Below are 20,376 nucleotides of genomic sequence, written 5' to 3'. Positions count from 1 at the left end.
GATCCCCAGGCACAGTGGTCAGACATCGTTCTGCGGCGCTTCAATGTGCACTTCGTCGGATTTTTTTCCAAGAACATTCAATGAAGATTTTTCTGACGTCTAGCGTAGGACTTTTCTGTAAGTCAGCCCTAGGCAACGACCTAGACTTACGTCCAATGGGCACCCCGCGCTGAGGGGTCGACCATGGTGAACAGATCCGACCACAACAATTCGAATAAGACTGCGCAAATGGTTATGAAAAAAGCGGACGCCTTTATCCAGGCAGGGAAAACCGCGGTGTTGCAAAACATCCAGGGGACGCTGCAGTTTCTCCAGCGCTTTCCCCCGTTCAACCAAATGGAAAACGCCCACCTAGCCTATCTGGTGGAGCAATGCCTGCTGCGTTTCTACGCCCCGGGCGACACCATCATCAAACCGGCCGACGGCCCGGTGGAGCACTTCTACATCGTCAAGCAGGGCCGGGTGGTGGGCGAACGCCCGCATTCAGCCAAAGGTGGCACCGAGACCACTTTCGAGATCACCACTGGCGAATGTTTCCCCCTCGCCGCGCTGCTGGGCGAACGGGCCACGCGCACCGAGCATCGGGCCGGCGAAGACACGTTCTGCCTGCAACTGAACAAACAGGCCTTCATCAAGCTGTTCGCCCTGTCCGGCCCGTTTCGCGATTTCGCCCTGCGTGGGGTCAGCAGCTTGCTCGACCAGGTCAATCAGCAGGTCCAGCAAAAGTCGGCACAAACCCTGGGTACCCAGTACTCCCTCAACACGCGGCTGGGCGAATTGGCGATGCGCCACCCGGTCAGTTGCAGCCCGGACACGCCGCTACGGGAAGCCGTGAAGCTGATGCACGAGCAGCAAGTTGGCAGCATCGTGGTGGTGAATGAACAAAAAGCACCGGTGGGGATTTTTACCTTGCGCGACCTGCGGCATGTGGTGGCCGATGGGGCCGGGGATTTTTCCCAGGCCATCGTAGGACATATGACCCAGGAACCGTTTTTTCTCTCGCCGGACCACAGCGCCTTCGACGCGGCCATCGCCATGACCGAGCGCCACATCGCCCACGTCTGCCTGGTCAAGGACCATCGCCTGTGCGGCGTGGTCTCGGAGCGCGATCTGTTTTCCCTGCAGCGCGTCGACCTGGTGCACCTGGCCCGGACCATTCGCAACGCGCCCAGATTGGAAAACCTCGTGGCCTTGCGCGGCGAAATCGGCCAGCTGGTGGAACGCATGCTGGCCCACGGCGCATCTTCGACCCAGATCACCCACATCATTACTCTGCTCAACGACCATACCGTCTGCCGGGTCATCGAGTTGACCCTGGCCGATAAGGGCGACCCGGGCGTGCCGTTCAGTTGGCTGTGCTTTGGCAGCGAAGGCCGGCGCGAGCAAACCCTGCACACCGACCAGGACAACGGCATTCTGTTCGAAGCCCGGGACGCCGCCCATGCCGCGCAGATCCGTGGCCTGCTGCTGCCCATCGCCCAACAAATCAACCAGAGCCTGGCCCTGTGCGGCTTCACCCTGTGCAAGGGCAACATCATGGCCGGCAACCCCGAGCTGTGCCTGTCCCGCGCGGAATGGGCCCGGCGCTTCTCGGCATTCATTCGCGAAGCGACGCCGGAAAACCTGCTGGGCTCGAGCATCTATTTCGACCTGCGGGTGGTCTGGGGCGATGAGCAAGGTTGCGAACAGTTGCGCCAGCAGATCCTCAGCCAGGTGGCCGACAACCGCTTGTTCCAGCGCATGATGGCCGAGAACGCCCTGCGCCATCGCCCGCCTGTGGGACGCTTCAGGGATTTCGTACTGAGCCGCAAGAATGGCGAAAAGGCGACTCTGGACTTGAAAGTGCAGGGCCTGACACCCTTCGTCGACGGCGCCCGTCTGCTGTCCCTAGCCAACGGCATCGAAGCCAACAACACCCTGGAACGCTTGCGGCAATTGGTCGACAAGCAAGTGATCGAACCGCTCGATGGCGCAGCCTATGAAGAGGCCTATCACTTCATCCAGCAGACCCGCATGCAGCAACATCAACTGCAAACCCGTGAGAACCTGCCTTATTCCAACCGCGTCGACCCCGACAGCCTCAACCACCTGGACCGACGCATCCTGCGCGAATCCCTGCGCCAGGCCCAACGCCTGCAAAGCAGCCTGACGCTGAGGTACCAGTTGTGAGTATTTTTTCCTGGCTGCGCCCGGCCCAACCCCTGTTGCCCGAAGAAATACAAAGGCGCCTGGAACAGCTTCCAGCGGCGTCAGCCTTGAGTGAATGCGACCTGCGGGAACAACGCTGGGTCGTGCTCGATCTGGAAACCACCGGGTTGAACCTGAACAAGGACCAGGTACTGTCCATCGGAGCGGTGGTCATCGAAGATGGCGCCATCGACTTCAGCCAGCAGTTTGAACGCACCTTGCAATGCGATAAGCAGAAACTCGGGCCAAGTGTGTTGATCCATGGCCTGGCCCCCAGCGCGATTGCCGCCGGCAGCGACCCGGCCGAGGCGCTGCTGGCGTTCATGGAGTTCCTGGGCGACAGCCCACTGCTGGCTTTTCACGCGCCGTTCGATTCCCACATGCTCGGGCGCGCCTTGAAAGACTACCTGGGCTATCGCCTGCAGCATCCGTTCCTCGACGTGGCGGACCTGGCCCCGATGCTTTGCCCGCAAGCCCATCTGCGCAAGTCAGGCCTGGACGAGTGGATCGACTGGTTCAAGCTGCAAGTCTTCGACCGCCACAACGCCAGCGCCGATGCCCTGGCCACGGCGGAACTGGCGCTGATCCTGTTCAGCCGCGCCCGCCAGCAACAGATCCACAACCCCCTTGAGCTGCAACAGCGCGTGGGCCAGTGGAAACGGCGGCAGCAGGCGCCTTCGCTTTAACCTGAAGACTTACAGCCCGAGGCTTTTGTGGGAGCGAGCCTGCTCGCGATGGCATCACCCTGATCCCACAGGACACCGAGTTGTCCGCATCGCGAGCAGGCTCGCTCCCACAAGGGACCTGGTTCATTCAGCACCATCGCCACTGCCCGACCAGCGCCAATTGCTTTCCCTCCCCGCCCTCTGCCACAATCGCGAACAATTCTCGTTACTTAAAACGTCGGTGATACTCCGTGTCGTCAGTCCCCACTCCCCACAGTGATTTGGTTGGTGCGTTGTACCGTGACCATCGCGCTTGGCTGTTGGCGTGGCTGCGACGCAACGTGGCGTGTGCGCACCGGGCCGAGGACCTGAGCCAGGACACTTTCGTGCGTTTGCTGGGTCGCGAGGAACTGAAAGCCCCCCGCGAGCCCCGGGCGTTTCTGGTGGCCATCGCCAAGGGCCTGCTGTTCGATTATTTCCGGCGCGCAGCCTTGGAGCAGGCCTACCTCACCGAACTGATGCTGATCCCCGAGGCCGAGCAGCCCTCGGTGGAAGAACAGCAAATCATCCTGGAAGACCTCAAGGCCATCGATCGCCTGCTCGGCAAACTGTCGAGCAAGGCCCGCGCAGCCTTCCTCTATAACCGCCTCGACGGCCTCGGCCACGCCGAAATCGCCGAGCGCCTGGGGGTGTCGGTGCCGCGGGTACGGCAGTACCTGGCCCAGGGCATCCGCCAGTGCTACATCGCCCTGTACGGTGAGCCGACATGAGCCAGGCCCATGCCAAACCGGTCTCGGCCAGCGTGCTGGATGCCGCCATTGCCTGGCAGTTGTCCTTGGACTCGAGCAACGCCCAGGAGCGTGAAGCGTTCGCCCAATGGCACGCGGCCAATGAAGAACACGCTCGGGCCTGGCGCCAGCTAGGCATGCTCGACCAACGCTTCAGTGTCGCCAACGGGCCGGCGCGGGCGGCATTGCTGCAATCGCGGGTGAGCATTCGCCGACGAATACGCAAAGTAGGCAGTGGCCTGGCCAGCGTTGTTGCGGTCATCGGCCTGGCGTTGTTTGCCGGGGAGCGTTACCTGCCGTTGGATTACTGGCTGGCCGACCAGCGCACCGCGACAGGCGAGCAGCGCACCTTGCGCCTGGCCGACGGCACGCTGATCAATCTCAACACCCACAGCGCGCTGGACGTGCGTTTCGATGACAAACAGCGTCGCATCATCCTGCAGGAAGGCGAGATCCTGGTGGAAACCGGCCATAACGATCCGCGCCCTTTCATCGTTGAGACTCGCGAGGGCAGCATGCGCGCCTTGGGCACACGGTTCCTGGTCAAGCGCGAAGACCAGGGCACACGCCTGAGCGTACTGAAATCCGCAGTAGCCGCGCATCCGCAGGCCACCGATGAAGAACAGATCCTGCGCGAAGGCCAACAAGTGCTGATGCGCCGCGACGGCCTCGGCCCGACCATCGCCCTGAACCCCGGCGCCGATGCCTGGACCCGCGGCATGCTGGTGGTGGACAACGCCCGCCTCGAAGACCTGGTCCATGAGCTGGGCCGTTACCGGCGCGGCTACCTGGGCGTCGAGCCACACGTGGCCGACCTGCGCATCACCGGCAGTTTTCCGCTACACGACACCGACCTGGCCCTGACCGCCTTGCTGCCGACCTTGCCGGTACAGATCGAGCATCACACGCGGTGGTGGGTGGTGGTGGGGCCAAGTACCGCGCCGAAACCCTGAGAGATCGTTGCTCAGTTAGGCCGCCTTCGCGAGCAAGCCCGCTCCCACATGGGAATGCGGACTCCTGTGGGAGCGGGCTTGCTCGCGAAGAGGCCTGTTGATCCAGTAAAAAAACAGACTGGACACCATCACCCGCAAACCGAATCTAAATTATTTTCATCTACCCCTATCACTTTTCGATTTTCATCCGGCACCCAAGCAATTGAGAAATATTTCCATTCAGGAGCCGCCGTATGTCCCGCCCGCTAGACACCCTGTTGCGCCCCAGCCTGTTGGCCGTTGCCATTGCCTTCGCCGCCCCGTTGACCAGCGCCCCGCTGTTGGCCGCCGAACAGACCACCAACGTGCGCGCCTACAACCTGCCCGCCGCGCCTCTGGCCAGCACCTTGAATCAGATCGCCAGCCAGGCCGGCCTTGCGCTGAGCCTGAATCCGTCCCTGGCCTCGGGCAAGACCTCGGCCCCGGTCCAGGGCCAGTTCGACGCCACCGGAGCATTACGCGAAGCCTTGCGCGGCACCGGCCTGCAGCTGGAACAAAGCAGCGCTGGCACCTACAGCCTGGTAGCCGTGCCTGAAGGGGTCATGGCCTTGCCGGAAACCAGCGTGATCGGTGCCGGCCTCAGCGAAACCGCATGGGGCCCGACCGAGGGCTACGCCGCCACCCGCACCGCCGCCGGGACCAAGACCGACACGCCGATCGTCGAACTGCCGCGTTCGGTCTCCGTGGTCACGCGCCAACAGATGGACGACCGTTCGGTCCTCAACCTCAATGACGCCCTGCGCTACACCGCCGGTGTGCAGAGCAGCGGCTATGGCTCGGATTCGCGCAACGACTGGCTGCTGGTGCGCGGCTTCGTGCCGACCCAGTTCCTCGATGGCCTGCCGCTGCCCAAGGGCAACTACATCACGCCGAAAATCGAGCCTTGGAACCTTGAGCGCATCGCCGTGCTGCGTGGCCCGGCCTCGTCGGTCTACGGCCAGACGCCACCCGGCGGCATGCTGGACATGGTCAGCCGTCGCCCACAGGCCGAAAGCAGCCATGAAGTCGAGCTGCAAGCCGGCAGCTACGAACACAAGCAGATCAACTTCGACAGCACCGGCAAAGTCGATGACGAAGGCCAGTTCCTCTACCGGGTCAGCGGCACCGTGCGCGACAGCAACGCCCAGGTCGATCACATCCCGGACAAGCGCTACAACCTCGCGCCGAGCCTGACCTGGAACATCAACGACGACACGCGCCTGACCTTCCTGTCGCAATACACCCGCGACGACACCGGCATTACCGGGCAATTCCTGCCGCTGCAAGGCACCAAGCTGTCCTCGCCGGCGGGCAAGATTTCCCACCACAAGAACCTCGGCGACCCGGACTGGGAATTCTACGACCGCACCTACTACGCCCTCGGCTACGCGTTTGAACATCGCTTGAACGATACCTGGCAGTTCCGCCAGAACCTGCGCTATACCAAGAGCGATTTGGAAACCCAAGGTATCTCGGCTGGCGGCCAATTCTGGCCAGACGGCCCCGACCAATCGGTGGACGCCGACGGCAACGTCAAGCGCAGCGCCAGCGTCATCAATGAAGACATCAGCCAGTTCGCCGTGGACAACAACTTCCAGGCCGACTTCCAGACCGGCGCCCTCAGCCACACCCTGCTGCTGGGCCTGGATCACCAGCGCTCCAACAGCAATTCGCGCTGGGATTGGGGTTCGACTGGCGTGCCGACCAGCAACATCCACAACCCGACCTATGGACAGGATTTCTCCAACGTCGAGTACTTCACCATGTACGACTACAACCAGAAAACCAATCAGACTGGTCTGTACGTCCAGGACCAGATCGCCCTGGACAACTGGCGCCTGACCCTCGGCGGCCGTGAAGACTGGATTCATACCGGCACCGTGTTCCACAACCTGAACAACGTCACCAACACCCAGCGCGACAAGAAATTCAGCGGCAACGCGGCGTTGAGCTACGTCTTCGATAACGGCGTGACGCCGTACCTTTCCTTCGCCCAGTCGTTCCAGGCGGCGGCAGGTTCAACCGTCAACAGCACCGAAGCATTCAAGCCGACCGAAGGCGAACAGTACGAAGCGGGCATCAAGTACCAGCCACCCGGCACCAAGACGCTGCTGACCGCCGCGGTGTTCGACCTGACCCAGAAAAACAACTCCGTGACCGAAAACAACGTCACCCGCCAGGTGGGTGAAGTCCAAGTCCGCGGCCTGGAACTGGAAGCCTCGGGCGATGTAACCGACAACCTCAAGCTGATCGGTTCCTACACCTACAACGACAGCGAAATCACCAAAGGCACGGCGGCGGAAAAAGGCAAGCGCATGGCCCAGGTGCCGCGCAACCAGGCCACCGCCTGGGCCGACTACACCTGGCACAACGGCCCGCTGGACGGCTTTGGCGTCGGCGCCGGCGTGCGTTATGTCGGCGACACCTACGGCAACACCACCAACACCGACTGGGGCCATGTCGGTTCCTACACCGTGTACGACGCCTCGGCCCATTACGACCTGGGTCGTTTGAACAGGACCCTCAAGGGCGTCACCGTGGCGGTGGATGCAAAAAACATCTTCAACAAGGACTACCTGTCCACTTGCGACGGCTTCTACTGCTACTACGGTGACCAACGTAATGTCGTCGCCAGCGTGAATTACAAATGGTAAACGGTTAGCATTTGCAAAACCTATTTGAGGGTGCTCGGTTGGCAAAGCTGTCCATGTAAGGAAAACCGTGGCGAGGGAGCTTGCTCCCGCTGGGCCGCGTAGCGGCCCCAAAAACATGGGATCGCTGCGCAATCCAACGGGAGCAAGCTCCCTCGCCACAATGGCTGTCCCCCAAAAGAACAGTGTTATCCCCCCAAGTGCCCTTTTGCATTCGGATCGCTCATGAAAAGCAAAACCATCCGCCGCTGGTCCTTCATCCACACCTGGACCAGCCTGATCTGCACGGTGTTCCTGCTGATGCTGGCGATCACCGGGCTGCCGTTGATCTTCCATCATGAAATCGAACACCTGCTGGGCGATGCCCCCGAGCTTCGGGAGATGCCAGCCGACACGCCGCCGCTGGACTTGCAGCAACTGGTGGAAAAAGCCAAGGCCCATCGCCCGGGTGAAGTGGTCCAGTATTTTGGCTGGGACGAGGACGAGCCCAACGGCGTCATCACCATCATGGCGCCGACACCGGGGACCGAACCTAATTCCTCTCACACCTTCATGCTCGACGGGCGTACCGGCGAGGCCCTGGAAATGCCCTCGGCCAATGGCGGTTTCATGATGGTCATGCTGCGCCTGCATGTGGACATGTTCGCCGGGTTGCCGGGCAAGCTGCTGCTGGCCTTCATGGGGCTGTTGTTCGTGATTGCCATCGTCTCCGGGGTGGTCCTGTACCTGCCGTTCATGCGCCGCTTGAAGTTCGCCACGGTGCGCCAGGACAAATCCACGCGCCTGCGCTGGCTCGACCTGCACAACCTGATTGGCGTGGTCACGCTGGTCTGGGCGCTGACGGTGGGCGTGACCGGGGTGATCGCCGCCTGCGCTGACCTGCTCATCGCCGCGTGGCGCAACGACAGCCTCAGCGCCATGGTCGAACCCTACCGCAACGCCCCGCCGCTGACCCAACTGGCCCCGGCCACACGCTTGCTGGATATTGCCAAGGGCGTCGCGCCAGGCATGGAGCCGAGTTTCATCGCCTTCCCCGGCACGCTGTTCTCCAGTGAGCACCACTACAGCGTCTTCATGAAAGGAGACACCCACCTGACCTCGCACCTACTCACGCCCGTGCTGATCGATGCCACCACCTTGGACGTCACCGCCGTCGCCGAACGACCGTGGTACATGGACATGATGAGCCTGTCCCTGCCCCTGCACTTCGGCGACTACGGTGGCCGGCCGATGCAGATTTTCTGGGCGACCCTCGATGTGCTGACCATCATCGTCCTCGGCAGCGGCGTCTACCTGTGGCTGGTGCGGCGTAAAGCGGCCAAGCGAGCAACCGTTGGTGCGGAGGTCGCTTCGTGAGGCCTCGGCAGTCGAATTTCTGGAAGGTGTTTGGTATTCCCGTGATGATTGGTGCGCTGAGCGCGGCGGGGTTGTTCAGCGCATTGCTCGGTGACGGTGCGTGGGATGCGGTGAGCTGGGTTGGCCTGGGCATACCCACGGTGCTAGGGACTTGGGGCTTGATCAAACGCGGATAACGCCAGCCAAACACAGAGCCAATGTGGGAGCGAGCCTGCTCGCGAAAGCGGGGTGTCAGTCAACTTCAACGGAGCTGACTCACCGCCATCGCGAGCAGGCTCGCTCCCACATTGGGCTGCACTGGCCAACCGGGAACTCGCCAGCCGCCCTTCAACTGTCTAGGCTAAGCCCCTGCCCGCCCAATCGAGGATACCCGCATGTCCCCCCCCAGCATGACGCTGTTCCACAACCCCGCTTCCCCTTTCGTGCGCAAGGTCCTGGTGCTGCTGCACGAAACCGGCCAGCAAGACCGCGTGGCGTTGCAGCTCAGCCAGCTCACGCCGGTCAAGCCGGACCGGGCGCTGATCGAGGACAACCCGTTGAGCAAGATCCCGGCCCTGCGCCTGGCCAACGGCACAGTGATCCATGACAGCCGCGTGATCCTCGATTACCTCGACCACCAGCACGTCGGCAACCCGTTGATCCCCCGGGACGGTGCGGCCCGCTGGCGGCGCCTGACCCTGGCTTCCCTGGCCGACGGGATCATGGACGCGGCGGTGATGATTCGCTACGAAACCGCGCTGCGTCCTGTGGAAAAACACTGGGACGAATGGCTCGATGCGCAACGGGACAAGATTCGCCGTGCCCTGGGCCTGCTCGAAGCCGAGGCGATTGCCGAACTGGCCTGCCATTTCGACGTGGCCTCCATCAGCGTGGCCTGCGCCCTGGGCTACCTGGACCTGCGCCATCCCGATCTGGAATGGCGCAAGGTCAACCCGCAATTAGGAGCCTGGTTTGCCGAGGTGAGCCTGCGGCCTTCGATGGTCGAGACGGTGCCCAGGGTTTAGCCTTGCGTTAACCGTACCGGCCTCATCGCGGGCAAGCCTTGCTCCCACATGGACCACCACTCGACCTGTGGGGGTAGGTGAGAGCTCCCACATGGACCCGCTCAACCTGTGGGAGCAGTTGAACTCCCACATGGACCCGCTCAACCTGTGGGAGCAAGGCTTGCCCGCGATGGCAGCGCACCGGATCCAAAGGAAACAACCCAGCAACCTGCCTCACTAACACTTCCCGCCATTGCCGGTCCTCCCGCAACCCCAGCGACCGGCTCATTTCACCTCTCCTAACTCAAAGCTCATCGCCGCCGCCGACTTCGACCCAACCCCATACCAGTCCAACTTGCGGGTCAGCACCATGAACACGCCCAACAGGCCGAACAGCAACAGCGAGCCCATCAACAACGCATAATCCTCGGCGCTCAACAGGCCATAGAGCAAACCGTACAAGCCCGCCAGCCCCGCCGAAAACCCTAGGCCGTGGCTCACGCTGCGCAGCACATGGCAGACATAAAACCCGATCAGTACGACACAGGCACTGGCCGACACCAAGTACGCCAGGGTGAAACCGATGTGCTCCGACAGTGACAACAGCAGCAGATAAAAGAACGCCAACGCCACACCCACCAACGCGTACTGGACCGGGTGCACCGCCAGGCTCTTGAGCACCTCGAAGAGGAAGAAGCCAGCGAAGGTCAGGGCGACGAACAGCAGCGCATATTTGATCGCCCGGTCGCTCTTGAGGTATTGATCCACCGGGTCGATGAAGCTCACCCCGAAGGCACGGCTGCGGAACGCTTCACAACTATCGCTTGGCTCGCAGGCTTGCAGCGTTTCCAACAAGTTAGTGGAGAAAAACGACGTCTGCCAGTCAGCGCTGAAACCCTGCTCATTGATCTCACGGTTGGTGGGCAGGTAGTTACCGATGAAGCTCGGGTGTGGCCAGTCGGCCGACAAGTGCACCTTGGTGGATTTGCCCACCGGCAGAATCTGGAACTCGCCCGTGCCTTGCAGGCGCAGGTCAAAACCGAAGGTCAACTCGGGACCGCCCTCGGCGGTGATCATCGGCAGCGGCACATGCACGCCCTGCCCCAGCCAGCCGAGTCGCGAGCCGGGCAGGAAATCGACGGTCTGCTGGTTCAGCGTCAAGGTCAACGCATTCTCGATGCCACGAATATCGCTGATGCCGACGCTCAGGTACGGCTCGTCAAAACGGTAATCGGCAAAATCCTTGGCAGCGACACCGTAGCGCTCTGGCACCTTGAAGCGGCCATCGATGCGGTTATCGGCGTGGAACATCCGCGCCTCGTAGATCCCGCGGGCACGGGTTTCGGTGCGGACCTGGCCGTCGAGCTCGAATTGCTCAGGCAGGAAATACAACTCGCCCGTTCGCTCGACCGTTTCCAGGAAACGCACACCGGTCTTCTCGTTGGTGTTCCAGACCTTCACGCTCTTGCGAAACGGCACCACGATCATCGGCCCGATCAGTTGCTGGTTGTAGCTGGAGCTGCGGGCGATGTCCTGCAGCACACCGTCGCGCAGTTCCTGGCGCTCGTCGATGAGGCCATTGATCATCAACAGCGGGATCATCAGCAAAAGGATCAAAAGGGCGATCATGCCCAGTTTTATGGCGAGGCTGCGGTTCATGTGGGGCTCTCCCTGTTCGAATGAGGGAGAGTCTGGGGTGGCTGTGTGAGGGGTTTATGGGGGAAATGTGGAGATTGTGTGGAGAAGGCTCAACGACAGACGAACTGTGGGAGCGAGCCTGCTCGCGATGGCGGACTGTCAGGCAACTAAATGCAAGCTGATCCACCGCTATCGCGAGCAGGCTCGCTCCCACAAGGGTAGTGTTTAGTCAGATAGCAGATGGGGTTTCAGGGCAACCGCAAAACCACCTCCACCCCACCCTCGACATTGCCAATACTGAATTGCCCGCCATGCAACTGCACCACTTCCTCGACGAAGTTGAGCCCCAGGCCGGTGCTCTTGCGGCCGCTGTCCGGGCGCGGCAGGGAGTAGAAGCGTTCGCTCAGGCGCGGCAGCGCGTAGTCGGGAATCGGCGCGGCCTGATTGAACAGGCGGATCTCGACACGGTTCCCACTGCGTTCGGCGCTGACCCGTAGCAGGCCGTTGACGGGGGTGAAGTCCAAGGCGTTTTCCAGCAGGTTGCCCAAGGCCTGGCGCAACAGGAACGGCTCTCCCGTCAGCGTCAGGTCGGCAGGGATACGCTGTTCCACCGTCAACTGACGACTTTCGATCCAGCCACCGCGCGCTTCCAGCAACTCGTCCATCAACGCCGCCAGCGGCACCGCGACCTCTTCCTCCAGCCCCTGGCGCTGCTCAATCTGGGCCAGGTTGAGCAAGCGTTCGATCAACTGCTGCATGCGCACGCTTTCGTTATCGATGTTGCTGACAAAACGTTGGTGCTGGGCGGCGGGCATATCGTTTTGCAACAGTTCAGCAGCGCCGCGAATCGCCGCCAGCGGGCTCTTGAGTTCGTGAGTGAGCGTGTGCACGTAACGCTCGACGTAGGCCTTGCCTTCGAGTTGGGTGCGCATGTGCTCCACCGCACCGGCCAGTTGCTCGAATTCACCGCCACGATAATGCGGCACTTCCACCCGACGCCCCTGGCTGACCGCCTGGGCGTAGATCGTCAAACGCCGCAGTGCCGCGCTGAGCCACCACGACAGCAAGCCGCCCAGCAACAAGCCCAGGGCGACCAAGCCGGCGCCATAGATCAACAGCCGCCGCTCGGTGCGATCGACATAAGGCTGCAACGAGCTGTTGGGTTTGGCGACCGTGACAACGCCGATGATCCGGCCGTTGTCGCGAATCGGCGCGCCGACGTGCATCACCGACGACGCCGGATCGTCCGGATCGCTGCGGCTCGAACGGGCACCGTAGTGGCCGCGCAAGGTCAGGTAGACGTCGTTCCAGCGTGAATAATCCTTCCCGACCGCCGCGCCACTGGAATCGAGCACGACAATACCGTTGGCATCGGTGACGTAGATGCGATGGCTGACCTGGTTTTTCGGCAGGCCCCAGATCGTCGCCGCCGGCTGGCGCTCGCCGTAAGCCCTGAGCAATTGCGGCCAGCGATTCTGGTTGAGCGTGCCGGCCTTGAAATCGTCCCGCAGGATCTCGGCCATCAGGTTGGCGGTGTCCACCAGGGTTTCCTCGGTGGACTGGCGCACGCCGGGGCGGATTTCCTCCATGACCGTGTTGAGCACGAAATAACCGGTCAGGGCGATAAACAGCACATACACCAGGAAAATCCGGATCCCCAGCGACATCAGCTGTGCCCCGGGCTGTAGCTGTAGCCCAGGCCCCGATGTGTCTGGATCGGCTCGGCCTCGGCCCGAACCAAACGCAACTTGGCGCGCACGCTCTTGATGTGGCTGTCGATGCTGCGCTCGTAGCCGGCATCGCTGGCCACGCCGAGGGCATCGAGCAGTTGCTCACGGCTGAAGACCCGCTCGGGCTGCTCCAGCAGACAATTGAGCAGGCGGAATTCGTGACGAGTGAGGCTCAGCGGGGTGCCGCGATAATTGATTTGCACGCGGTCGGCATCGACCTGAAACAACGCCGAGCCCAGCTCCGCCGCCGGCCGCGGCGCCACGCGCTTGAGGATCGCCCGAACCCTGGCCGCCACCTCGCGAGGGCTGAAAGGCTTGACCACGTAATCGTCGGCACCGATCTCCAGACCCACGATCCGATCGATCTCGCCATCCCGGGCTGTCAGAAAGATGACCGGAACGTCGCTGAAACGTCTGATTTTTTTACAAGTCTCGAATCCGCTGATATCCGGCAGGCCTACATCGAGAATGATCAGGTCCGCCGGGGTGTTTTTCTGGTGTTCAAGAGCGGCTGCGCCGAGGCTCAACCAAGTGGTGTCAAACCCCTCCCCTTGCAGGGCAAACACCAGCGTATCGGCGATGGCGGCTTCGTCTTCGACAATCAGGATATGAGGCATGGCTTGCGGGCCCGGCAGTAAAGTTGCCGGAACGGTGCCGCAAGGTTTGGGGGACGTCAATCGGCAGTCGAATTTGTCAGGTGTTGGCGGTCAGGACTAACAGTTCTGATAGTAGGCAAGCGCTGGAAAACGGATGATGCTTAAGACCGGTTTTTTTGGATTTCAGATGGAGATTAGTCGATGGCTCCCTCCCTTCGCGAAACCGTATTGTGCCGCTACCGCTACGACCCGCTGGATCGCCTGGCCGATTGTGCGCCCTGCGCTGAGATCGATATCCAGCGGTTTTATTGCAAGAGCCGATTGGCGACGGAGATACAGGGGGCGGTGCAGCGTAGTGTCTTTCAGCACGACGACCAGTTGTTGGCGCAACGGCGTCGCGAAGATGCAAAGGTCGATACCGCCCTGGTGGCGACCGATCAGCAGCGGTCGGTATTGAATGTGCTCGATGCCACCGGGCCTAACCCCCTTGCCTACACCCCCTACGGCCATCGCCCGGCGGAAAACGGCTTGCTCAGTTTGCTTGGGTTTAACGGCGAACGGCCGGATCCGGTGACGGGGCATTATTTGTTGGGGAATGGGTACCGGGCGTTCAATCCGGTGTTGATGCGGTTTAATAGTCCGGACAGTTTGAGTCCGTTTGGGGAGGGCGGGTTTAATGCTTATGGGTATTGTGGAGGGGACTCTATCAATCGGAGCGATCCTACGGGGCATATCTTTGGAATAAAAACACTCCTTAGAGATTGGAAAGTAATACCTCTAAAAAACATAAATACATCCCAGGCTGCCGATAAGGCATTCCAAGGCCACCCAGTCATATACAAAGGAAAAGATATACTTCCAAACCAGCCCTTACTTAACAAAGAGCCTGAGCCTGTGCAGCTGAGCGGATTAACTTCAAAGCAGATTATCGAGATCGCAAAAAAAACCGACAGCAAAAATATTGAATTTGGCCAGAAGATGGCCGAAATAGCGACAGAGCACGAGACATATATAAAACACATTACCAGCCCTAGCCGCCCGCTAATAACGCCATCAAAAATATCAAAAAAAGACGCGATAAAAACCCTCGCCAGCACTTTAGAAACATCTAAAACCCTCCACCTAGAAGTTATACCACGAGTAAGGAACGATCACGACTTTTTAAATAATAGAGCCCTGCCACTAATAGAACGAATTATCGCCCAAAAAAATAACATTCGAAATAGGTAAAAAACTCGGCCATCAACACTTCATACAGTTACCGGGGCGCTTTCCCGCCAGCCTCAGCCCCGCCCTTCAACAATCCGGCTTATCCGCCGTAAACCGCCGCGCCGGATTCACCGCCGCCCCGAACTCACGCAACGCCTTCGCGCCAATCAGCAACGGGTAATTGAAACTGCTGCGGTCGGTCAGGTTGACCTCGACCGTGCGCTTGACGTTGCCCAGGCACAACTCCAGATCGACCACCGGGCGCTTGGTGGGGGCGATCTTTTCGTCGTCGTCCTCATCCTCTTCGGAACGGGTCTTGATCTTGCTGATGCGGGCGATCTTGTGTTCGTAGACCTTGTTGTCCGCATCCTTGGTCGCCAGGCGGAAGCGCACCCAATCATCGCCATCACGGGTAAAGGTCTCGATGTCCTTGGCCGACAGCGAGGCGGTCAGGGCGCCGGTGTCCATCTTGGCCTTGAGCACTTTACCGCCGATTTCCGGCAGCGCGATGTATTCATAGCGCCCGTACAGGGTCGGCTCGGCGGCCAGTACTGGAAGGGCTATCAGGGAAAGCAGGGCGAGGACCGATTTCATGTAGTTAAGGCTTCCATTGTGAGCGTGGGATTTTAGACCGTGGCCAACGAATTCGTTCGGTTAAACATCCCTGTGGCGAGGGCGCTTGCTCCCGCTCGGCCCTTGTAGGAGCTGTCGAGTGAAACGAGGCTGCGATCTTTCCAAAGACACTTGAGTCCAAAGCGAAAGATCAAAAGATCGCAGCCTTCGGCAGCTCCTACACAGCTCAGCGAGAGCAATCTCTGGCCACAAAAGCGGCCCCAATCTACCCTAGCCCAAGTGAAATTTTCGTCCACACCGATTTGGCCTACCACCCGAAGCTTGCTTATCATGACCCGCCCACCCGTTTGCAAGAGTCATCTATGCGCCGCCTGCTCACCGGCTGTTTCGTCACTCTATTGCTGTTGCTCAACACTCTGATGCTGTTCGGCCCGCTGATGGTGTTCGCACTGCTCAAACTGGTCCTGCCCGGGCGCTTTCGCGACTACGCCTCTTGGGCGGTGATGTGGATCGCCGAGACCTGGGCCGAGATCGACAAGCTGATCTTTGCCCTGTGCATCCCCACCCGTTGGGACATCCGCGGCGGCGCGGACCTGCGCAGCGACACCTCCTACCTGGTAATCAGCAATCACCAATCCTGGGTGGACATCCCCGCCCTCGTCCAGACCCTCAACCGCCGCACGCCGTTCTTCAAGTTTTTCCTCAAGAAAGAGCTGATCTGGGTGCCGTTCCTGGGGTTGGCCTGGTGGGCGTTGGATTACCCCTTCATGAAGCGCTACACCAAGGCGTTCCTGGCAAAGAACCCCGAGCTGGCCGGCAAAGACCTGGAAATCACCAAGGCCGCCTGCGAACTGTTCAAGCGCCAACCGGTCACCGTGGTCAACTACCTCGAAGGCACACGCTTCACCGCCAGCAAAAGCCAACAACAGCAATCGCCCTTCACCCACCTGCTCAAGCCCAAGGCCGGTGGCGTGGCGTTCGTGCTGGCGGCCATGGGCGAGCAACTGGACGCGGTGCTGGACGTGACCGTGGTCTATCCGCAAGCGCGCATTCCCGGGTTCTGGGACTTGATCAGCGGCGCGGTACCCCGGGTCATCATCGACATCCAGACCCGCGAACTGGACCCGGCACTCTGGCAGGGCGATTACGAAAACGATCCACTGTTTCGCCAGCAGGTGCAGGACTGGGTTAATCGGCTCTGGACTGAAAAGGACCGGCGCATCGCCCAATTGCGCGGCGAACGCCAGGAAACCTAACAGTTCTGATAGTAGGCAGCGGCTGAAAAAGCGCCGATGCTGGAGGTCCGGATTTTTTGGACCTTGCGCGGAGTTCGGTGCATGCCTACCACTCCTCAACAAACCGTATTGTGCCGCTACTCCTACGACCCATTGGATCGCCTGGTGGATTGTGCACCGTCCGCCGAGGCCGGGATCCAGCGGTTCTACTGCAAGAGCCGATTGGCGACGGAGATACAGGGCGCGGTGCAACGCAGCGTTTTCCAGCATGAAGACCAGTTGTTGGCGCAACTTCAGCGCGAGGATGTGAAGGTCGATACCGCCCTGCTGGCGACCGATCAGCAGCGGTCGGTATTGAATGTGCTCGATGCGAACCGGCTTCATCCCCTTATCTATACACCCTACGGCCATCGCCCACCGGGAAACGGCCTGCTCAGCTTGCTTGGGTTTAACGGCGAACGGCCGGATCCGGTGACGGGGCATTATTTGTTGGGGAATGGGTATCGGGGGTTCAATCCGGTGTTGATGCGGTTTAATAGTCCGGATAGTTGGAGTCCGTTTGGGGAGGGGGGGTTGAATGCGTATGGCTATTGTGCAGGAGATCCGAGGAACCGGATGGATCCAACTGGGCACTTCTCGTTTCTCAAGGGCATTCGCTCGTTATGGCGCAACGTGTTCAGATCCTCGAAAACCCATTACAAACATGAGGCAAAACTGGCCCAGAGAAATGCCACTCAGGCGGGTGTAAAACTAGAACGGGTAGAATCCCAGCTAGCAACGGTAACATCGGAACTACAAGCGACAAAGAAAGCAAAAACTCTTGAAAAGATTCATTACGAGGGAACTATTTCCAGTCAGGCCGACGAAATTGCAAAACTGAAGGCGATCAACCAAAAATTGCACGATACAAATCAAGAGCTTTTGTCAAAAAAGACTCAGCGGCCACCAGTAACTACTTCAAGTCGTTTAGGACCTCCTATACCAAAACGCCCGGTAGTTACCCTAGCCCCGCAGAATATAAAAAATGATCTTTGGGACCAACAATTGGCATATTTAGATCTAGCACAAGCTACGGAAACCGTTCGCAAAGCTCCAGCCAGACCGACAAACCGTCGCCGCTGATTTATTCAAAAAATCAATAAAAAATGACCAATGCAATTCCAAATAAACATAAAAAACTGTCAACCCTGACAGTACCCCTCACCAGACCCAGCCATAACCATGTCCCCGAACCCTAATCGGAAGCACACCCATGCGAAACTTCATGACGGGCGGCGGTGGAATAATTCTGCTGATGAGCGGCCATGTCCATGCTGGAGAAGTCACTTGTCCAGCCGTGACACAACTCCATGACAACACTGCGACGGTAGAAATGCAGGATGATCCCGAATGGCAAAGCCAGGGCCTCGTGCAGGAGCTCAACCCGGCGGCGCTGCCCTTCAACGACGCCGAGTTCGCGATCCATGAGCCTGACGAAAATCAACAGGCATCGGCGAAGGTAAGCATTACATGCACGCACGGTGAGAGAAATCTCACGCTGGATTATTGCCCCACGCCCCAAGAGCTGAACTTGATGCCGGGGCTGGACACGCGTTGCGCCAGCCAGCTCCCTCAGACGTGCAGGCGGGAAAAAGCCGACTACCTCAGCTTGAGATTCTGATACCCCTGTGGCGGATTTTCGGTGTCGCCACCCTCACACCCCCGAACCGCTCCCCCAAATGCCCCCCAAGTTCTGCAACAGCGAACCGGCAACGCCCTGTTGGCCGAGGTACTGCAGAATAATCGGAGCAAACTGGCCGATCATCCCGCTGTCCATGCCCAGCGCGCTGAAGGCATTGTTCAGGTCGCTGGTGTCCTTGACGTTACCGAGCAGGCCGTCGAGCAGAGCATTTTTGTCCGATCCGCCACCGAGCAAGCCACCCAGGCCATTGAGGCCGCCGATGGCGCTGTTTCCGGCGATCTGATCCAGGCCCGGCACACTTTTGCTCAACTCGGAGAACTGCGGCTCGCTGAGCCGATTCTTGGCCAGCCCCAGCATCGCACCGGCACCGCCGATGGCCTGTTCCGGCGTGATCTTCAGTTCCGATCCCAAGGTGTTGAGTAGCCCGGCCGCTTTCGGCGCAGCGGCCACCACGCCCTCTTCCTCACCTGAGTTGCCCTGCATGGCCGAGACCACGTTGGCGGCATCGCTGAGGCTGAACTGCGCGAAGGCCGGGCTGGCGGCCAGCGTCAACAGCCAAGACAGTACAAAACCGCGTGAAACCTTCATCCGGGACATCCTCTTTAGCACGAAAAAGCCGCCCACGAAGAGCGGCGTAAAGCGTGCGTTGGACTGGTGCGAACGAGGATTGTTCCTCAACTTACCGGACTAATAGCCGATAGCCACTACAGAAAAATCGTTCAAGGTCGTAAGAAGTGTCTGATTTAGCGAAAGCCGCGCGTTTTTATATAGCCAAAAGTTACCAAACATCCCTATACAGTTCAAAATTGACATAAATAACTGTCAACATTGACAGTAGCCCGCCCGACCAAAGCAGTGAATCGTTGAACTGAGCCCTGGAGCCTGGCACACATGAATAAAATACTGGCTGGAGGCGCGGTCTTGCTTTTGCTGATCATCGGCCACGTCCAGGCCGGTGAAATAACCTGTCCCGCCGCCACCGACATCCGCAGAAACATCGAAGCGGTGGAAGACGTTTTCTTCGTCGATGTACAGGACGACCATGAATGGGCGAGCGAAAGCCTGGTGGATGTGGTCAACCCGGTATCGTTGCAATTCGAAGGCGCCGAGTACGTGATACATAAGGACGATGAAAACGAGCAGACACCCTCCCGTGCAACCATCACATGTAGGTACGGGGCGATCAATCTGAAGTTGGAAGAACAACAGATCCTGGAACCGGCCTTTTCAAAATGGGCGAGCAATCGCTGCGACAGCGCGGACACCCGAATGTGTAGGTTGATGGATGGCGACTACTTCAACTTGATTTATTGATCGGTCATGGCAACCGCGTCACTGTTCCAGCACAGCGATTCAAAGCGCCCTGCCATCCCCTGCGCCATTACCGTACAGTGCGGCGTCCTCCAACAGAGTTTGCCCATGAACGTACAAATCGGCGGCGCCACCCTCGCGGTCATCGTGACCGGCATGCTCATCGTCCTGGGCGTCAATGAATGCCAGCGCGGCCCGCTGAATCCAGAACTGGCCGATGGCACCAGCGAAGAACAAAAGACCTGGCTGACCATCGAGCACCGCATCAAGCGCTCCGATCCGACCCTCACCGATGTAACCCGCGACCAGCAAACGCTGACCATGCACTACCGTCTTGGCACGTGCGCGGATGACTGCGAGCCCTGGGTCCCGCACATGCTGCGGATCGTCGGCCACGGCCTGGCGGCGCTCAACGGTGCGCCGGGGGGCAAGCAGTACACGCAAGTGACGGTCAAGGCGCGGATCCTTGCCGATGATGACGTGGAACTGGCCTATGACATGCCAGGGTTTGACGCCATCAAGACCCAACAAGGCGGCTACGAAACCTTTGCCGGTATGCCCCGCAGCCTGAAATTCAGCAGCGACGCCCTGGCCCAGGCGCAGGCCTATTGCCAAGGCCCCAGCGCCAAAGGGTTCTACCCTGAATTTTGCGAACGAGTCGAGACCGCAACGGCCCAAGACTAACCGTGGCGAGGGAGCTTGCTCCCGCTGGGGTGCGCAGCGCCCCCAATGAAGCGGATGGCATCTTTCTGATACGCCCCGGTGACTGGCTTTGGGGCCGCTGCGCAGCCCAGCGGGAGCA

General features: G+C 60.1%; 19 protein-coding genes. 14 read left to right on the top strand and 5 right to left on the bottom strand.

Features of this window, described 5'->3' with window-relative positions; translation table 11 throughout:
• The first annotated feature begins 234 nt into the window (after positions 1-234).
• From J3361_RS16690 to J3361_RS16655, 8 genes are all read left to right on the top strand, one after another.
• Positions 235-2,169 (top strand): putative nucleotidyltransferase substrate binding domain-containing protein, encoded by a 1,935-nt coding sequence (locus tag J3361_RS16690; protein WP_347709636.1) that lies wholly within the window; start codon positions 235-237, stop codon positions 2,167-2,169.
• Positions 2,166-2,873, top strand: a complete 708-nt coding sequence (locus tag J3361_RS16685) for a 3'-5' exonuclease (protein ID WP_207965495.1) — start codon at positions 2,166-2,168, stop codon at positions 2,871-2,873. Before J3361_RS16690 ends, J3361_RS16685 begins: the two co-directional genes overlap by 4 nt.
• 230 nt (positions 2,874-3,103) lie before the next feature.
• Positions 3,104-3,622, top strand: a complete 519-nt coding sequence (locus J3361_RS16680) for an RNA polymerase sigma factor (protein ID WP_018607416.1) — start codon at positions 3,104-3,106, stop codon at positions 3,620-3,622.
• Positions 3,619-4,593, top strand: a complete 975-nt coding sequence (locus tag J3361_RS16675) for a FecR family protein (RefSeq protein ID WP_207965494.1) — start codon at positions 3,619-3,621, stop codon at positions 4,591-4,593. The genes J3361_RS16680 and J3361_RS16675 overlap by 4 nt, the downstream gene beginning before the upstream one ends.
• Before the next feature lie 233 nt (positions 4,594-4,826).
• Positions 4,827-7,265 (top strand): TonB-dependent siderophore receptor, encoded by a 2,439-nt coding sequence (locus J3361_RS16670; protein ID WP_207965493.1) that lies wholly within the window; start codon positions 4,827-4,829, stop codon positions 7,263-7,265.
• A 222-nt stretch (positions 7,266-7,487) separates the two neighbouring features.
• The gene (locus J3361_RS16665) at positions 7,488-8,618 is read left to right on the top strand and encodes a PepSY-associated TM helix domain-containing protein (RefSeq protein WP_207965492.1); all 1,131 of its coding nucleotides are present in this window, start codon (positions 7,488-7,490) and stop codon (positions 8,616-8,618) included.
• Positions 8,615-8,794 (top strand): hypothetical protein, encoded by a 180-nt coding sequence (locus J3361_RS16660; protein WP_207965491.1) that lies wholly within the window; start codon positions 8,615-8,617, stop codon positions 8,792-8,794. Before J3361_RS16665 ends, J3361_RS16660 begins: the two co-directional genes overlap by 4 nt.
• 198 nt (positions 8,795-8,992) lie before the next feature.
• Positions 8,993-9,622, top strand: coding sequence for a glutathione S-transferase (locus tag J3361_RS16655; RefSeq protein ID WP_207965490.1), 630 nt, complete (start codon positions 8,993-8,995; stop codon positions 9,620-9,622).
• Between the two features lie 264 nt (positions 9,623-9,886).
• On the opposite strand, the gene creD is transcribed toward J3361_RS16655, so the two are convergent.
• The 3 genes from creD to creB all read right to left on the bottom strand — a co-directional run bounded on the left by creD (position 9,887) and on the right by creB (position 13,586).
• Positions 9,887-11,260 (bottom strand): cell envelope integrity protein CreD, encoded by a 1,374-nt coding sequence (gene creD / locus J3361_RS16650; protein WP_207965489.1) that lies wholly within the window; start codon positions 11,258-11,260, stop codon positions 9,887-9,889.
• Between the two features lie 227 nt (positions 11,261-11,487).
• Entirely contained in the window at positions 11,488-12,906 is a 1,419-nt protein-coding gene (gene creC, locus J3361_RS16645; protein ID WP_207965488.1) for a two-component system sensor histidine kinase CreC, read from the bottom strand.
• Complete coding sequence (creB, locus tag J3361_RS16640) at positions 12,906-13,586, bottom strand: two-component system response regulator CreB (RefSeq protein WP_207965487.1); 681 nt, start codon at positions 13,584-13,586, stop codon at positions 12,906-12,908. The genes creC and creB overlap by 1 nt, the downstream gene beginning before the upstream one ends.
• A gap of 180 nt (positions 13,587-13,766) precedes the next feature.
• Here creB and J3361_RS29540 point away from each other — a divergent pair, with 180 nt between their 5' ends.
• Positions 13,767-14,795, top strand: coding sequence for an RHS repeat-associated core domain-containing protein (locus J3361_RS29540; RefSeq protein ID WP_243458903.1), 1,029 nt, complete (start codon positions 13,767-13,769; stop codon positions 14,793-14,795).
• A gap of 66 nt (positions 14,796-14,861) precedes the next feature.
• Here J3361_RS29540 and J3361_RS16630 read toward each other — a convergent pair whose 3' ends face one another.
• On the bottom strand, positions 14,862-15,368 hold the full coding sequence (locus tag J3361_RS16630; protein ID WP_207965486.1) for an ATP-dependent zinc protease: 507 nt from the start codon (positions 15,366-15,368) through the stop codon (positions 14,862-14,864).
• A gap of 341 nt (positions 15,369-15,709) precedes the next feature.
• On the opposite strand from J3361_RS16630, the gene J3361_RS16625 reads away from it, so the two are divergent.
• The 3 genes from J3361_RS16625 (at position 15,710) to J3361_RS16615 (ending at position 18,242) form a co-directional block, all read left to right on the top strand.
• Entirely contained in the window at positions 15,710-16,603 is an 894-nt protein-coding gene (locus J3361_RS16625) for an acyltransferase (protein WP_207965485.1), read from the top strand.
• A gap of 81 nt (positions 16,604-16,684) precedes the next feature.
• Positions 16,685-17,704, top strand: coding sequence for an RHS repeat-associated core domain-containing protein (locus J3361_RS29535; RefSeq protein WP_243458902.1), 1,020 nt, complete (start codon positions 16,685-16,687; stop codon positions 17,702-17,704).
• Positions 17,705-17,834: 130 nt separating this feature from the next.
• Positions 17,835-18,242, top strand: coding sequence for a DUF3757 domain-containing protein (locus tag J3361_RS16615; protein WP_207965484.1), 408 nt, complete (start codon positions 17,835-17,837; stop codon positions 18,240-18,242).
• Positions 18,243-18,275: 33 nt separating this feature from the next.
• Here J3361_RS16615 and J3361_RS16610 read toward each other — a convergent pair whose 3' ends face one another.
• Positions 18,276-18,851, bottom strand: a complete 576-nt coding sequence (locus J3361_RS16610; protein WP_207965483.1) for a DUF2780 domain-containing protein — start codon at positions 18,849-18,851, stop codon at positions 18,276-18,278.
• Between the two features lie 303 nt (positions 18,852-19,154).
• On the opposite strand from J3361_RS16610, the gene J3361_RS16605 reads away from it, so the two are divergent.
• Entirely contained in the window at positions 19,155-19,577 is a 423-nt protein-coding gene (locus tag J3361_RS16605) for a DUF3757 domain-containing protein (protein ID WP_207965482.1), read from the top strand.
• Between the two features lie 105 nt (positions 19,578-19,682).
• The gene (locus J3361_RS16600) at positions 19,683-20,258 is read left to right on the top strand and encodes a hypothetical protein (RefSeq protein ID WP_207965481.1); all 576 of its coding nucleotides are present in this window, start codon (positions 19,683-19,685) and stop codon (positions 20,256-20,258) included.
• The last annotated feature ends 118 nt before the right edge of the window (positions 20,259-20,376 follow it).

It is taken from the genome of Pseudomonas sp. OA65, from assembly GCF_017498305.1.
Taxonomy (GTDB): domain Bacteria; phylum Pseudomonadota; class Gammaproteobacteria; order Pseudomonadales; family Pseudomonadaceae; genus Aquipseudomonas; species Aquipseudomonas zanjanensis.
Note: the sequence above shows the minus strand (reverse complement) of the source record. Positions and strands in the feature narration are given on the sequence as shown.